Source organism: Natronorubrum bangense, from assembly GCF_004799645.1.
GTDB classification, from domain to species: Archaea; Halobacteriota; Halobacteria; order Halobacteriales; family Natrialbaceae; genus Natronorubrum; species Natronorubrum bangense.
The window spans coordinates 546,755-562,394 of the sequence record NZ_CP031306.1 but is presented as its reverse complement, the minus strand read 5'-3'; the positions used below and the strand labels follow the sequence as shown (position 1 = coordinate 562,394).

Here is a 15,640-nt window from a genome sequence, read left to right as displayed (position 1 = left end):
TAGCCCTTTTCGTGTGTACGATGTGAGCCACATGTGGCTGTATCGGTGAACTCCCAGCTCAACGGCCAGACATACGATGTACTTCGAGCACGTCAGGGGTTTTCAGCATTATGCAAGGTGGAGCCTCCGACCTCAAGGAGTGAGCGAAGCGAGCGAGTAGGTCGGTGAGGAAACCGACATGGTACGATACAACCGGCATACTGCGGCCACCTGACTCCCAAATACTTAAGAACCGCTAGCTCTAAATCTGAAATATAGAGGTGCGTCGAACCGCGCCGGTCAAACTCATCGTTCCTGATGAGCGGCGCGACGACCTCCACGAGTCAGCTCGTCAGTTCCTTCACTGCGCGAACCGAGCCGCCGAGTTCTGTTGGAACGATCGCTCCTACACGAACTGCGTTACGGCGAACACGACCGCACGGGATGCGCTCTATGAGGAACTGCGAGAGGAAACTGAACTCACCGCGAACCTCGTCCAAGAAGCCATCCGACGTGCCGTCCAAGCAACGAAAGGCGTCGTTGAACGGTGGAAGCAGGGTAAACGTGTGAGCCAGCCGGAGTTCACGTCGTGGAGTATGCTCTATGACAAGCGGAGTGCGACGTTCTACCGGAACGAAGTCTCGCTCTCAACCGTCAACGGGCGTGTTGAGTGTGAGTTTGAACTCCCGGCGGACAGCCCGACGCCCTACGAACAGTACGTTCTTTCGGAGGAGTACGAGTTCCGGGCGAGTACACTGCAATACGACAAGGCGACCGACGAGTTCTACTTCCACATTACAACCCGGAAGTACGATGACGACGAGTCCGAGGTTTCGAAAGATACCGGGCACCAAACAGTCCTCGGTATCGACCTCGGCCTCAACAGTCTCGCTGTTTCCTCAACCGGTCGCTTCTGGCAGGGGGACGACTACGATCATTGGTGCCACGAGTTCGAGAAGCGGCGTGGTGAGATGCAACAGCGCGGCACGCAGGCCGCGCACAACGCTCTCCTTCGCCTCGGAAAGCGTGAAGAAGCGTGGCGAAAACAGTACATCCACACCGTCGCCAACGAGATCGTCGAGGAAGCCGTCGAACACGACTGCAACGTGATCGTGTTCGAGGAGTTAACCGACATTCGAGAGCGGCTGCCATACGCGAAGTGGCACCACATTTGGGCGTTCCGACGCCTCGCCGAGTACGTCGAGTACAAAGCGTCCGAACAGGGCGTCTCCGTGAAGGAAGTCGGGCCGAACCACACGTCCCAACGCTGTTCTCGGACGGACTGTGGGTTCACGCATGAGGACAACCGCCACGGAGAACACTTCGAGTGCCAGAAGTGCGGCTACGAGGTCAACGCGGACTACAATGCAGCGAAGAATATCGGGGTGCGATACGCCCGGAAACAGACACACAGCCTCCGTTCCTCGCCCAAGTCGGGGAGTGGAGACGCACCAGTAGACGTGCGTGTGAATGGTGGGGCGATGAACGGCGAGAGTTACCAGCCTATTGCTGGCGACTGATTGCTGGGAGTCCACATCAAAGCCCCATCTGCTCACGGGCCGCAGGCCCGTTCGCATAGTCCGTGGGACCGTCGGTCCCACGCTACCCTCAACGAGCGAACCGCGTATGCGGTGAGCGAAGTAGGGTGGGGTAGTTTACCGTCTAGATCTCTGCTTTGCCTCATGGAATACCGAACGATCATGTGGCGACAACCGAATCACACAGGTAGTGAAACGACTTCTCTTAGTAGTCCTTGTCGCAGCAATGCTCGTTCTTGCGGGCTGTGCTGATGGTGGGACAGAGACCGATGAGCCCACAGTTGACGCAGATGATGACCTCGAAGATGTCGATTCGAACGGTGCTGAAGATGATACTGCAGCCGATGGGGATGAAACCGATCCAGAGGAGACTGATGAGCCGACAGTTGACGCAGATGATGACCTCGAAGATATCGATTCGAATGGTGCTGGAGACGATACCACAGCCGATGAGAACGAAAGCGATCCAGAGGAGACCGACAAAAGCGAAGCCGATGAACCCGACTCAGGTGATGGTCCCGATGTCGACGGTGAACTCGAGATTCATCATATCGATGTCGGCCAGGCCGACGCCACGCTCCTGATCGAACCTTCTGGTGAGACGATGCTCATCGACTCCGGCGACTGGCGTCAAGGAGGCTCCGATGTGATCGAGTATCTCGAGGACCAGGATGTCGATCGAATCGACCATCTCGTCGCAACACACGGGCATGCTGACCACATCGGCGGCCACGATGCGATCATCGAGCACTACGAAACCGAACGGGACGGCATCGGCACGGCCTACGACTCTGGCGTTGCCCACACGAGCCAGACGTACGAGCGATATCTCGACGCCGTTGAAGACTACGACGTCGAACTGCTGATTGTCGAAGATAGCGATCACTTCGAGTTCGGCAACGCGAACGTCGACGTGCTCAACCCACCCGAAGGAGACTCGGGTTCAGACCTTCATAATAACGGTGTCGTACTCTCGATCGAGTTCGGTGAGTTCTCCTATCTCACCACCGGCGATGCGGAAGCCGCCGCGGAGCAACGGATGGTCGACGAACACGGAGACCAACTCGAGGCAGACGCGTATCAGGCGGGCCATCACGGTTCGACGACGTCCTCGACAACGCCGTTCATGGACCAAGTCACACCGGACGTGGCGATCATCTCGAGTGCGTACGACTCCCAGTATGGACATCCACATGATGAGGTTCTCGAGGACTTCGCTGATCGAGGAATCGAAACGTACTGGACCGCCGTTCACGGCGACGTCGTCCTCACGACTGACGGGAACGATGTCGAACTCGAGACGGAACACGAGTTCTCGACTGATGCAGAGGACCTCCTCGAGGAGAAACCAGCTGACGATGACGACACCCAAGCGTCGATCACCCACCCGATTGACGTGCCTACAGCACCACTAGTCGGCTAATGACCGAAACCTACACTGCGACCCTCGATCGGATCGTCGACGGACAAACAGCGGTGCTCTTGCTCGAGGAGAACGGCGAGACTGTCGACCAACTCGACGTCGACGTAACGAGGCTGCCACCAGCGGCTCAGCACGAAGGGTCAGTTCTCGAAATCACTGTCGAAGCAAGCGAACCCTGCGAAGCCGAATACCTTCCTGAAGTCACACAGTCTCGCAAGGAGTCTGCACAGGAGCGCCTCGATCGTCTCTCGACGAAGTTATCGGATCGGGACTAACAGCAGAGTAGTGTGATTACTTTATTCAGAATTCCATCAGAAATCGGTTCAGGAGTTCGGTCACTACATGTGCGTATCGATCACGATGTGTGATCAAAAGAGACGAGGTTTGAAGGACTATCGGCGGCTCATCCAAGATGACCACTGAGTGTAGCTTCAACCGTGAACTTGTGAGTACATCATCCTACGATCAAACTGCCAGTTCAAACTCATTTCTCTGAAGCCCTGCAAGATACACAGCGCGAATGTCGCACGGACTGAGGAGCGATCAACGCGGAAGGTCGAAGGCTCAGTACAGGGAACGAATTTATCGGTCCGTCTCTTTCCAGTCGTCCGGGTCTCCTTCACGGAATTCACCCTTGGCATGGCGCTCGTGGGGCCAGAAGGTGACGCCAAGGAGTACGACGTAGAACACACCTACAACGGCAACCACAGCAATTCCGGGGATACGGGCGATTTCAGCGGTTGTCAGCCAGTCCTGGCGTGGCGCGAACGCTGTAATCCTGAAGACCCACGCGACCAAGAGGACACTGAGCAGCGCAAGGTACACACGCCGGAGCCGGTTTGCGAGTGCTTCGTATACCGAGACTTTCAGCGTCGGCCTGCGATAATCCCTGCTCAGTTCCGCTCGCCAGTCGTGACTTTCAATGCCTTGGGACGGATCGAGGGCGTTTGCGAACAGGTTCTCTTGGATGACTCGAGCACGAGAGCGAAAGACGTCGTAGTCCCGGTACCGCCGTGCTTCGATTCCCAGAAAGATGGTGACAACAACGATCCCGATCAGCAAGATATAGTGTGGGTTATCGGGACTCGAAAACGCCCACGTCAAGATTGCTGCCATCAGCGTCACCGCCCACGTCGTCGTCTCGTCGAGGCGCTGGCGCCACGTCCCCACTCGGTCTATCTCTCCGCGATAGGCGTGGGCCATCACCGAACCGAGTCCCGTACTGTCGTCAACCATTTCACGACCGATCTCCCGTTGATCTGGTGCTGTTGGGTCGAACTCGTCGCTACTTGAATCGGTCATAGAGAAGAGACATCTCCCCGATTTATAAGCAGTTATGGCGACAGCACAATCTGAATGTCATGTACTGGAGAACATCGAACAGTACGCGCGTGTAGTGAGTAGATGATTCATTGACTGCAGTGTGAAACAAACAGAGTCGTCGTGCTGCACTGATCCTCTAAGTCTTGCACGCTATTACTGTCTGTTCACAGTTCAAATCTGCCACTGCACGGATGCTGATACTCACAAGTCAAAGGTTAAAACACCACTAGTAGCAGTTCGCTGGACTCGAACGAGGATTCCTCTTTATCATTTCTCTCGCTAGCTTCGGGATCAAGCCCCTGCCTCAAGGAAGCCGTATCAGCGGCTGAGTAGGCAGGGATAGTTCACTAAGAGTAGCCGAACCAGTCGTATCAGCATTAGGCCAAACTCGATCGATCAGTGACGGAGCAACCAGCCGCCGAATCTATATACAGCTCCCCGAATGTCTGACTGTGCAGACGACTCTCCGGGCGAACGACTGGATATGCGTCGACGGCTGTGCAGTTCGCGGGCAAGCGTTCGACGACAGCACAGTACTCGAGGGGAAGCGGCTCGCGGCGCGGTTCCTCGAGTTCGATGAGGAGCGGCCACTCGACTCCGTATCGGCCATTGCCACGGAGCTCGAGGGATTTTATGCTGCGGTTCTTACGACGGACGAAACAGCGACGCTCGTCGCCGACGGAGCCCGATCGATCCCGATCTATTACGACGCCGATGGAACCGTCGTCTCGGATCGCGGCCGGGTCGTCCGGGATACTATCGGTGCCCAGCGTGATCCGATCGCCGAAAGCGAGTTCCTGCTCACGCGGTACGTGACGGGTTCGGAGACGATCTGGCGAGACGTCCATGCGACTCAGCCCGGTGCGGTCGTCACCCTCGAAAACAGCACGGTCACCGAGCGAACGTATCGCGACTACTGGCCCGCCGGTCCATCGAGTGAGTACGCCGAGAACAGTGAGAACCCGGTCACGCAGTTGGAACCCGCTCTCGAAATCGCCCTCGATCGGTTAGAGCGTGTTGCCGGCGATCGGCCGATCGTCCTGCCGCTGTCGGGCGGCTACGACTCCCGGCTGCTTGCGTCGGCACTCGTTGCCCGCGGTCGCGACGTGATCGCGTTTACGTTCGGTCGCTCGGGCCATCCGGACGTCGAAGTGAGCCGCGAGGTTGCGACCCGGCTCGGAATCCGCTGGGAGTTCGTCGCGTACGACGAAGCCCTGTGGGACGAGTGGTATCACAGTACGAGGGCGAAACAGTACCGCGCTCGAGCCTTCGGTGGCGACGCACTCCCGTTTCTCGCAGAAGTCCCCGCGCTCCACCGACTTCTCGAAGTGGATCGGCTCCCACGAGACGCGCTGTTTTGTCCGGGCCACACCGTCGCGACCCCAAGCGAACGCCTTCCAGTGTTTGTAGGAGAACCCAATCGAAGCGAGACCGAAACCCTCGTTGGCTGCGGGCCGGCCGTTGATGCGACGGAGACGCCTGATCGAGAGACTATTGCCCCGTCGACCGAGGCGCTCGTCGACTACGTACTCGAGACCCACTACACGCTCTGGGAGTGGGACGACGAGGCGTTTCGGACGGCTGCTCGCGATCGGATTCGTCGCGGGTTGCTCGGCGATCGAGACCCCGACTCCATTGTCGATCCCGCACGCGCCGCCGCAAGCTACGAGCGCTGGGAGTGGCGCGGTCGCATGGCCACGTTTACGAACGGTGACCTGCGGGCGTACGAAAATGCGGGCGTCGACTGGTGGCTCCCCCTATGGGATCCAGCGTACGTTCGGGCCTGGGAACAGGTGCCACTCGAATGGCGTCGCGAGAAGCGAGCCCATGCCGAACTTGCCGTCGATCGCTACCGCCGGGCTGCCGGCGTCTCATATCGGCGAGCCGCGATTACGGACCGATCGCTCTCGCCGGTCGATCGACAGCTCTCGCTGCTCAGACAGACGCCGGTCGGTCAGTTCACCGAACGCGGCGGCGACTGGGAACCGCCGTTTCTCGCCCCACAGTCGGCATGGGGTGAGCCGGAACAGCATCCCCTCGCGTGGTACGGCGCGGTTGACGACGAGCTGCGCAGGCGGCTACCACCGGTTCAGAGCTTCTATGCGATTCGAACGCTGGCCGAAACGGGACGGCTTGACCTTTCGGATGCGGGTAGTCCAGTCCCGGAGACAACTGTATTATCCATTCTGACAGGTTGTGTGGACTGAGAAAACAGAAACGCGACCCTTACATACCACCGGGTGAGATTACCCAGTAATGAGACGGCGTACGTTTCTCACGACGAGTGCGGGGATCGCGACTGTCGGTTTAGCTGGTTGTCTTGGAAGCGACGGTAACGATGCCTTTACTGTCGGCACCTACGAGTCGTTTATCGATGCACCGAGTGATAGTCCGGGCGAGTGGATCAAAGACGAGTTCGAGTCGCGCCACGATGTCGAACTCCGATGGGAGACGCCAAGCCGGGAACTCAATCATTACGTCGAACGTCACAATCAGGGTGCGGAGATCGACGCGGAACTCTTCCTTGGTGTCAGACCACAGAATCTCGTGCGTGCCGACGAGAACATCGACGGCGATCTGTTCGCGTCGACGGACGAAAGCGAACTCTCGAACGCCGGCGACATCGGCGAGGAGTTCTACTTCGATCCCCACGATCGAGTGATTCCGACCTTCCAGAGCCACTGCGGAATCGTCTACGACGGCCGATCGCTGTCAGCCCCAGAAACCTTCGAGGATCTGCTTTCCGAGGAGTACGAAGGGAACCTCGCCCTCTCGAACCCCAACGGGTCGACGACTGGTCTCCTCTTTTTCCTCTGGACGGTCAACGAGTTCGGCGAAGAGGGAGCGATCGACTACTGGAACGACCTCGCGGATAACGACGCACGGATCCTCAACTCATGGGGTGACGTCTACAACCGATTCACCGAGGGTGAATCGGAGGCTGTTGTCTCCTATACAAACGATCGCGTCTTCGCCAAGCGCTTTGGCAACGACCTCGAGAAACACCAGGTCGCGCTGCTGAACGGGCAGGGGTACACCAACATGGCCGGGATGGCCCGCTTTGCAGCGGGAACGAACGACGAACTCGCCTACGAGTTCATGGACTTCATCCTCGAGCCGGAGGTCCAGGCCGTAATCGCCGAGCGAAACGTTACTGGGCCAGTCAATACGGAAACCGAACTCCCAGAGGTGTACGAAGAGTACGCGGTCGACCCGGAAGAACCCGTCTTCTTTGGATACGACGAACTCGAGGACAACCTCTCGACGTGGCTGCGCAACTGGGAACGTGAAGTCACGGGTGGCAATTAAACAGATGGAGTCGATGAGCGACTCGAGTCGGGGCTTACTCGTCGCTTCGAGCCTCGCGGCCGAGTTCGCCTTCGACGGCATCCATCTTGTCAGCCCCGGTCATTTCGACGGCTCGTTTCTCTTCGACCTGCACCAGCGTCTGAATTTCGTCGGTACTGACTGCGTCGTGGGCGGACGCACAGGCGGCAAACAGTTCGTGAACGTCTTCGGCCTCGATGATCGTCGCCATCGGCGTCGTCTCGTAAGTGACGTCGTGGCTCTCGAGTGCGTCGATTGCCGCGGCGACGTCTTCGGTGATGTCCTCGGTCGTTACTGGCGTGACACGAAGCAGTCCGAATACGGTCATATCACGGCATTTGCCCGACCACAGTATAGTCGTTGGGTTTGGCTGACACCGCCGGTTACATGGAGCAAAGCCACATGACGGCCGACAGCACTGGCCGGCAAGACGCCAGTTCCGACACGCTGGCTCGGCGAATCCACGGAACCGTCGAACGGCGGGCAATCGCCGGTTTCGGCATCTTGACAGGGCTTTTGCTGGTGTTGATGTTTTATTATCCGGTTGCGACCGTCTTCATCGAGTCCGTTCTCGTCGAGGGCGTCCTCACACTCTCGGTCTTTGCCGACCTCCTGCGAGATCCGTTCTACTTCGGTGATTTCGCCCGACTGCTTTCGGGTGAGTCACCGCTTGCTGTTGGACAGGATTTCCTCTCGAGCGATCGCCGCCTCGGGGTTGTTGGTTTCACCGCCTATCAGGCGGGGCTCTCGACGCTCGTCGCCGTCGCCCTTGGGCTTCCGGCGGCGTACCTGCTTGCCCGCTATGAGTTTCGCGGCCGGCGAACACTTCGATCGCTAACGATCCTGCCGTTCGTTATGCCGTCGATCATGGTTGCCGTTGGCTTCGTCGCCACGTTCGGTAGCAATGGGACGGTCAACGGACTCTTTTCGACCGTCGGCCTCGGCCCGTTCGAGATGTTGTACACCCTCGAGATCGTGTTGCTCGCTCACGCCTTCTACAACGCCCCACTCGTTGCACGGGTGACGACGGCTGCTTGGGAGTCAGTCGATGCCAGTGCCATCGAGACGGCCCGAAGTCTGGGGGCGAGTCCACACCGTGCGTTCTTGGATGTCGTCGCCCCGCAGCTCTACCCGGCTATCCTGATGGGTGCCGCGCTCACCTTCGTCTTCACATTTGGAACGTTTCCGATAGTGCTGGCTCTTGGGGGCCTCAATCTCGTGACCGTCGAGGTGTTCGTCTACAACCTGATCCAGAACTTGAACTACACCGAAGCCGCCGCGCTGGCGATCGTCGAACTCGTCATTTCACTCGGTATTCTCTATGCCTATCTCCGATACGAGGCGAAACACGTCGTCCGATCGCGGGGCATTCGACCGCTTCCGCGCCGATCGCTCGTTCCGAACACGGCCTCAGTGCGGGAACTCCTCCCCCGAGTCGGCCTCGGGATCTACGGCGTTGTCGCTATTTTCGTCTTCGTCGCACCGATCGTTAGTATGATTTATGCGAGCGTCAGCGGGCCCAACGGGCTCACGGTCGCCCACTACCAGTTTCTCATCGATCGCCAGTCGAGTGCCGCGGCGTTTCAGGTGCAGCCGTGGACGGCCATCCGCAACTCGATTGTGTTTGCAGCAGGCGCGCTCGCACTCGCCTTGCCGATGGGGCTGGCGATCTCCGTGCTGACGACCCGGCAGTATCGCGGGCGAAAACTCGTCGATGTCACCCTGATGGCACCGTTTGCCGTCTCGGGGATCATCGTCGGTATCGGCCTCCTTCGAGGTCCCGTCTTCGGCGTCGAGATTGCAGGGTGGCAAATTACGATCGCGGGCGCACTTGCAATCGTCGCCGCCCATGCTGTCTCCTGTTACCCGTTCGTCGTTCGGACGGTCGCCCCCGGCCTCGAGTCGATCGACCGATCACTCATCGAGTCCGCAAGAGCCCTCGGAGCCTCTCGAGTTCGGGCGCTTGTCGACGTCGAACTGCCGCTGGTCTGGCCGGGCGTCGTCGCCGGGGCAGTGTTTGTCGTCGCGATCTCGATGGGCGAGTTCTCCTCGACGATCATTCTCGCGACGGGGACCAACCAGTACACGATGCCGATCGCAATCGAACGCTTCATCGGGCGGCGACTCGGACCGGCAACCGCTATGGGTGTTGTCTTGCTCGTCGTCACGAGCGTGAGTTTCGTTATCATCGATCGACTTGGGGGTGAGAGCTTTGGCATCTGAAGAGGACGTCTTGTCAAATGTCGCGTCGCCAAACACCGAAGCACCGATCGCTCTCGAACTCGAGAGTGTCAGTAAACGCTACGGGGAGACGACTGCGGTCGACGACGTCTCACTATCAGTTTTCGAGGGCGAGTTTTTCACCCTCGTTGGCCCCTCCGGCTGTGGCAAAACGACGACGCTCCGGCTGATCGCCGGCTTCGAAACGCCCACCGAGGGCGTCCTCTCGTTCGGCGGCGAGGACGTCACCGGGGTCCCGCCTGAAGATCGTGATATCGGCGTTGTCTTCCAAAACTACGCGCTCTTTCCGCACATGACTGTCGGCGAAAACGTTAGCTATGGGCTGCAGTTCGCCGACGCACCTGGTGGCGTCTCCGACGAACAGCGCGTCTCAGAACTCCTCGAGTTAGTTGATCTCGCAGGGATGGAAGCTCGCAAGCCGGACCAGCTTTCGGGCGGTCAACAACAGCGGGTTGCGATCGCTCGGGCGCTGGCACCTGGCCCCGACGTGCTCTTGCTCGACGAGCCGATGAGTGCGCTCGACGCCCAGCTCCGAGAACGACTGCGGGTTCAGGTGAAAGCAATCCAGCAGGAACTCGAGATTACAACGATCTACGTCACCCACGATCAGGAGGAGGCACTCGCCGTCTCCGATCGGGTCGCCGTCATGCGTGGGGGAACACCCGAACAGATCGCACCTCCGCAAGCGATCTATCGCCGCCCCGAAACCCGGTTCGTCGCGGAGTTCGTCGGCGACAACAACGTCTTTACTGGCACCGTCACCTCAGTAGACGAGACTACAGGCAAATTGCCACAGGCTCAAATCGATATCGGCCCCGAGACGGTCACGATTGCCGTTGCTGAACACGAAATCGCAATCGGCGACGAGGTCACGTTCTGTATCAGACCCGAGTATTTGCGGGTCGACGGAGGACAAGAGCGCTCGAGCGGTCAGCGGCTGTCCGACCAGCCTAGTGCCAACGCGACGACTGCAACCGTCGTGAGCGCCGAGTTCCTCGGCGAAACGACGCGAGTACATCTCGAGTGGTACGATCGGGAGCTGCTCGTGCGGACACACGACCCCTTGTCCGGCGAGGTGGAGGTGGCGTTCGAACCCGAGGCCGCACACGTGGTCGACGTTTCGTAGGAGAGTCGGCAAAACCGTGTAGTACGTTTGTGGCTCCCGAATCTCAAACTCCGTGCACAACAGGAATTCGGGTTCGTTGTGGAGAACATCGTGTTCCGAGAGACTGTGTGACTGGATGTTCTCGCCGAGCGAAGCAGAAGGTGTGAGCGCCTGAAGATAGTCGAATTGAGGTACGCACTCGAGTCGTAGCCGTCCCGTCCTCGGATGTCAATCGGAAGGGGTTAAAGGGAGAGCGGAAAATATGATATATGGCTAACATTGGCGACGGCATATCTGCAAAAATGGCCGAGAAATTTTTTGCGAGTCGTGGCCACGGCGTGCTCTCACTTGCGGACGATAACGATGGGCATGGAGTTCCAATCTCGTATGGGTATGACTTGGAGACGGGACGGTGTATCATGCAGTTCGTGCTCGACACAGCGAGTCAAAAACAACAATTTCTCGAGGCAAGCGACACTGTCACGCTGACGACCTACGAGTACGATGCTGACGATACGTGGCAGAGTGCGATCGCCACTGGATCGCTGGTGTCGCTCTCGAGTGAGGACGTTGCGAACTGGGCTGCAGCGATCTTTTTCACGAACGCTGCGAACGTTGAGACACCCGTCCGCCAGGAAGCAAATGAGACGGCGATCGAGTGGTATGAACTCGAGATTGAATCTCTCACCGGTCGTGAAAACATCGGCGACGGGCGGACAAAGACGAAATTCGAACTCGAGCAGTGACCTCAACGCCGGATACGGCACGGTATCTGAAGAAAACAGCGAGCGTTTCACGGGTCACCTGACCCGTGGTCGTTTACAGAACATCGAGGAGAACGCCCACGACTTCCGTCGTGTGGAGGATATCAAAATCCTGCGAAATAATACGTCTAACTGGATAATCTCCAGACAAAACATAAACTCTTGTACGATCGGCGAGTGATTTAACTTGGACACTGATCATTGAGGAGTAATGAGTACACGAGCGGGGTCCCCCGACGGGGCATTTTGGGGTGACGTCAATGATGAGGTAGCGCTTCGCCGGTATCGGACGCTCGTCAACACGATCGGCGATGGAGTGTATCAACTCGATTCGAACGGGCACTTCGTTGCGGTCAACGACGTGATCATCGAGACAACGGGGTATTCCCGCGAGGAACTCCTCGGCGAGGACGTCTCGCTCGTTCTCACCGACGACGATATTGCACACATCGAGCGTGAAATCAAGAATCAGATCGAAACAGAGAATGAGAACATTGTCATCTTCGAACTCGGCGTCCAAGCCGCCGATGGAGACGTGGTTCCCTGTGAACTACGGATCAACCCGCTGATCGAGGAGGGGGAGTTTCAGGGATCGATCGGCGTCGTTCGGGACGTCTCCGAACAAAAGCAGCGGGTGGCCACACTCGAGTCAGCACAGGCGTCGTACGATTCGATCACGAGCGTTCTTGACGAGGCGAACATCGGCGTCTTCATTCTCGACGCCGAGTTCGAAGTTGCGTGGGCCGACGAGACGATTGAACAATATTTCGGCCTCGATCGGGACGACCTCATCGGCCGCGACAAACGGCAGGTCGTCCACGAACTCGTCGCGGACACAGTCGACGATCCGGACAGATTTGCAGAGACGGTCTTGGCGACGTACGACGACAATAGCTATATCGAGGAGTTCGAGTGCCGTGTCACGGCAAGCGACAACCGTGAAGAACGCTGGCTCGAACACCAGAGTAAACCGATCGAATCGGGGCAGTACGCCGGCGGCCGAATCGAACTATACTACGATATCACGGACCAAAAGCGATCGGAAGATGCCCGCCGTAAAACCGAGGGTCGGTTTCGGTCGCTGGTCGACGCCGTCGAGGAGGACGCGATCTTTCGACTCGATCCGAAGGGTCACGTCGCCAGCTGGAACGAGGGTGCGAAGGAGATCAAGGGATACGAGTCCGAAGAGATTCTCGGCGAACACGTCTCGACGTTCTACACCGAAGAAGATCGAGCAACGGGGACCCCCGAACGGCATCTCGAACGGGCCGCCAAAACGGGATCGATCGGAGACGAAGGGTGGCGCGTCAGAAAGGACGGCACACGCTTCTGGGCAAACGTGACGATTACAGCGGTTCACGACGAAGACGGAACACCGCAAGGGTATCTGAAAGTCGCCCGCGATATGACCGAGCGTCACGAGCGCGAACAGGAACTCGAGAGCGAACTCCAGCGAGTGTTCGGCCGGATCTCCGATGCGTTCTACGCCGTCGACGAAGACTTTCGATTTACTCATGTCAACAAGCGTGCCGAGGAACTCCTACAGCGATCCACGGAAGAGCTGATCGGAGAGAAGGTCTGGGAGATGTTTCCGGAATCCAGAAACACCCACGGCTACGAGGCGTTCCACCAGGCACTCGAGACGCAGAAGGCAGTGTCCTACGAGGAAACGTTACCCACCCTCGGCGGATGGTTCGAAGTTCGAGTGTACCCCTCCGAAACCGGGCTCTCAGTGTACTTCCGTGACATCACCGAACGGAAACAGCGCGAGCAGGCAATCCGTGAGTCGGAACGTCGCTACCGGACACTCGTTGAGAATTTCCCGAACGGGGTCGTCACCCAGTTCGACGAGGAGCTTCGGTACACGCTCGCCGAGGGCCAGGCCTTTGATTACCTCCCCCACTCGCCGGATGACGTCGAAGGCCGTCACCTCCACGAGGTGTGGGCCGACGACGTGGTCGAAACGATCGAACCCGCGTTCCGGGCCGCACTTGAAGGCGAGACGCAATCGGTTGAGGGCACGTCCGAGGGGCGCGAGTGGATTCTCCACGTCGTTCCCCTTGCGGATCAGGATGGCGAGATTCACGGGGGAATGACGATGGCCCTGGACATCACCGAGCGTAAGGAGCGCGAGCGGGAACTGGCGAAGTATGAGACGATCGTCGAGACCGTCAACGACGGCATCTACACGGTCGACGAAGAGGGCCGTTTCATCATGGTCAACGACGCGTACACCGAGCTGACCGGCTACTCCCGGGAGGAACTGCTCGGATCGCACGTCTCGCTCGTCGCCGACGAGGATACCATCGAACGGGCAACAGTGCTGGAGGAGGTGATTGCGGAGGGCAGCGTCGACGAACCGGTGATGGAAGCCACATTACGGACGGCAGACGGCGGTCGCGTCCCAGCAGAGGCGACGTTCGCTATGTTACCCGGCGACGAGCGCGAACGAATCGGCGTCGCGCGTGACATCACCGAACGGAAACAGCGCGAACGCGCCCTCAAAGAGAGCGAAGCGCGATTCCGGATGCTTGCCGAGAATCTCGAGGAGATGGTGTGGATCGAAACACCAGACACGCGAGAACTGCTCTATATCAATCCCGCCGCCGAGACGATCTGGGGGCGCGACCGAGAGTGGCTGTACGAGAATCCCACCTCGTTCCTCGAGACGGTCCATCCTGACGACCATCAGCGCGTCGAGCAAGCGTACGAGGCCGTGCCGGACGACGGGTTTGACGAGGAGTACCGTATCGTTCGACCCGACGACGAGGTTCGGTGGCTCGACGTACAGGCTGTCCCAGTCCACAACGAGGAGCGCCAAATTCGCCGTATCGTCGGAATCGTCGACGATATCACCGAACGCAAGGAGCGCGAGCGTGCGCTCGAGGAGAGCGAGCTTCGCTACCGGACGCTCGTCGAACACTTCCCGAACGGTGCGGTCGGGCTTTACGACGAGGACTTGACCTACAGCGTCGCCGGCGGTGAACTCATCGACGACCTCGGCTTCTCACCGGACGAGATCGTCGGCACGACGATTTACGGACGGTATCCCGACGAACTTATCGACCGGATCAAACCATACTTCCGTGCCGTCTTCGACGGCGAATCGAGTACGTTCGACATCGATCTCGATGAACGTCACCTGCTGGCGCACACGCTTCCCGTCAGGAACGCCGACAACGAGGTCTACGCAGGGACGGTCGTCGTGCAGGATATCACCGAACTCCGGGAGTACCAGCGCAAACTCGAGGAGTCGAACGAACGGTTAGAGCAGTTCGCCTACGCGGCCAGCCACGACCTCCAGGAACCACTTCGGATGGTCTCGAGTTACCTCCAACTCGTCGATCGACGGTACGCCGACGCCCTCGACGAGGACGGCCGGGAGTTCCTCGCGTTCGCCGTCGACGGGGCCGAGCGGATGCGGGCGATGATCGACGGGTTGCTCGAGTACTCGCGCATCGAAACGCGTGGCGATCCGTTCGAACCGGTCGACCTCAACAACGTCCTTGATGATGTTCGCGAAGATCTCCGAATGCGGATCGACGAAAGCAACGCCGAAATCACAACCGACGATCTCCCGTGTGTAGATGGTGACGACAGCCAGTTGCGCCAAGTCTTCCAGAACCTGCTGAGTAATGCGATCGAGTACAGCGAGGACGAGCCGCCGCAGGTCGACATTTCCGCCACGCGTCGTGGCGACCAATGGATTATTTCAGTGCAGGACAACGGTATTGGGATTGATCCAGATGAACAGGACCGTATCTTCGAGGTGTTCCAACGACTGCATACACACGAGGAACACTCGGGGATGGGCATCGGCCTCGCGCTATCCCGGCGGATCGTCGAGCGCCACGGCGGCGAGATTTGGGTCGACTCTGAACCCGACGAGGGATCGACGTTCTCGTTTACCCTTTCAACTGTCGATACGTGAACGGTCTGT

The 15,640-nt window shown here is 58.8% G+C and carries 11 protein-coding genes and 1 pseudogene; 9 read left to right on the top strand and 3 right to left on the bottom strand.

Features of this window, described 5'->3' with window-relative positions; translation table 11 throughout:
* The first annotated feature begins 254 nt into the window (after positions 1-254).
* From DV706_RS18015 to DV706_RS18005, 3 genes are all read left to right on the top strand, one after another.
* Positions 255-1,499, top strand: a complete 1,245-nt coding sequence (locus DV706_RS18015; RefSeq protein ID WP_049889864.1) for an RNA-guided endonuclease InsQ/TnpB family protein — start codon at positions 255-257, stop codon at positions 1,497-1,499.
* Positions 1,500-1,707: 208 nt separating this feature from the next.
* A complete protein-coding gene (locus tag DV706_RS18010; protein ID WP_049889865.1) occupies positions 1,708-2,940 on the top strand; it encodes a ComEC/Rec2 family competence protein in 1,233 nt (410 codons plus the stop codon).
* Complete coding sequence (locus DV706_RS18005; protein WP_006066891.1) at positions 2,940-3,215, top strand: DUF3006 domain-containing protein; 276 nt, start codon at positions 2,940-2,942, stop codon at positions 3,213-3,215. The genes DV706_RS18010 and DV706_RS18005 overlap by 1 nt, the downstream gene beginning before the upstream one ends.
* A 307-nt stretch (positions 3,216-3,522) precedes the next feature.
* Here the strand turns inward: DV706_RS18005 and DV706_RS18000 are convergent, their stop codons facing one another.
* On the bottom strand, positions 3,523-4,242 hold the full coding sequence (locus DV706_RS18000; protein ID WP_006066892.1) for a DUF2270 domain-containing protein: 720 nt from the start codon (positions 4,240-4,242) through the stop codon (positions 3,523-3,525).
* A 473-nt stretch (positions 4,243-4,715) separates the two neighbouring features.
* On the opposite strand from DV706_RS18000, the gene DV706_RS17995 reads away from it, so the two are divergent.
* Both DV706_RS17995 and DV706_RS17990 read left to right on the top strand, forming a co-directional pair.
* Positions 4,716-6,470 carry an asparagine synthase-related protein gene (locus DV706_RS17995; RefSeq protein WP_006066893.1) on the top strand — a complete coding sequence of 585 codons (1,755 nt, stop codon included), beginning with the start codon at positions 4,716-4,718 and terminating at the stop codon, positions 6,468-6,470.
* Positions 6,471-6,519: 49 nt separating this feature from the next.
* The gene (locus tag DV706_RS17990) at positions 6,520-7,572 is read left to right on the top strand and encodes a thiamine ABC transporter substrate-binding protein (protein ID WP_006066894.1); all 1,053 of its coding nucleotides are present in this window, start codon (positions 6,520-6,522) and stop codon (positions 7,570-7,572) included.
* 34 nt (positions 7,573-7,606) lie between these two features.
* Here the strand turns inward: DV706_RS17990 and DV706_RS17985 are convergent, their stop codons facing one another.
* Entirely contained in the window at positions 7,607-7,918 is a 312-nt protein-coding gene (locus DV706_RS17985) for a thiamine-binding protein (RefSeq protein WP_006066895.1), read from the bottom strand.
* A 74-nt stretch (positions 7,919-7,992) separates the two neighbouring features.
* On the opposite strand from DV706_RS17985, the gene DV706_RS17980 reads away from it, so the two are divergent.
* Together DV706_RS17980 and DV706_RS17975 are read left to right on the top strand one after the other, a co-directional pair.
* The gene (locus DV706_RS17980; RefSeq protein ID WP_136350954.1) at positions 7,993-9,813 is read left to right on the top strand and encodes an ABC transporter permease; all 1,821 of its coding nucleotides are present in this window, start codon (positions 7,993-7,995) and stop codon (positions 9,811-9,813) included.
* The gene (locus DV706_RS17975; RefSeq protein WP_006066897.1) at positions 9,803-10,957 is read left to right on the top strand and encodes an ABC transporter ATP-binding protein; all 1,155 of its coding nucleotides are present in this window, start codon (positions 9,803-9,805) and stop codon (positions 10,955-10,957) included. The genes DV706_RS17980 and DV706_RS17975 overlap by 11 nt, the downstream gene beginning before the upstream one ends.
* Positions 10,958-10,966: 9 nt before the next feature.
* Here DV706_RS17975 and DV706_RS22130 read toward each other — a convergent pair.
* Positions 10,967-11,116: pseudogene (locus DV706_RS22130) on the bottom strand (ATP-binding protein); the annotation flags it as partial.
* A 122-nt stretch (positions 11,117-11,238) separates the two neighbouring features.
* On the opposite strand from DV706_RS22130, the gene DV706_RS17965 reads away from it, so the two are divergent.
* Positions 11,239-11,682: a pyridoxamine 5'-phosphate oxidase family protein gene (locus DV706_RS17965; protein WP_006066898.1), complete on the top strand. Its 444-nt coding sequence runs from the start codon at positions 11,239-11,241 to the stop codon at positions 11,680-11,682.
* 229 nt (positions 11,683-11,911) lie between these two features.
* Positions 11,912-15,631: a PAS domain-containing sensor histidine kinase gene (locus DV706_RS17960; protein WP_006066899.1), complete on the top strand. Its 3,720-nt coding sequence runs from the start codon at positions 11,912-11,914 to the stop codon at positions 15,629-15,631.
* Positions 15,632-15,640 lie beyond the last annotated feature (9 nt).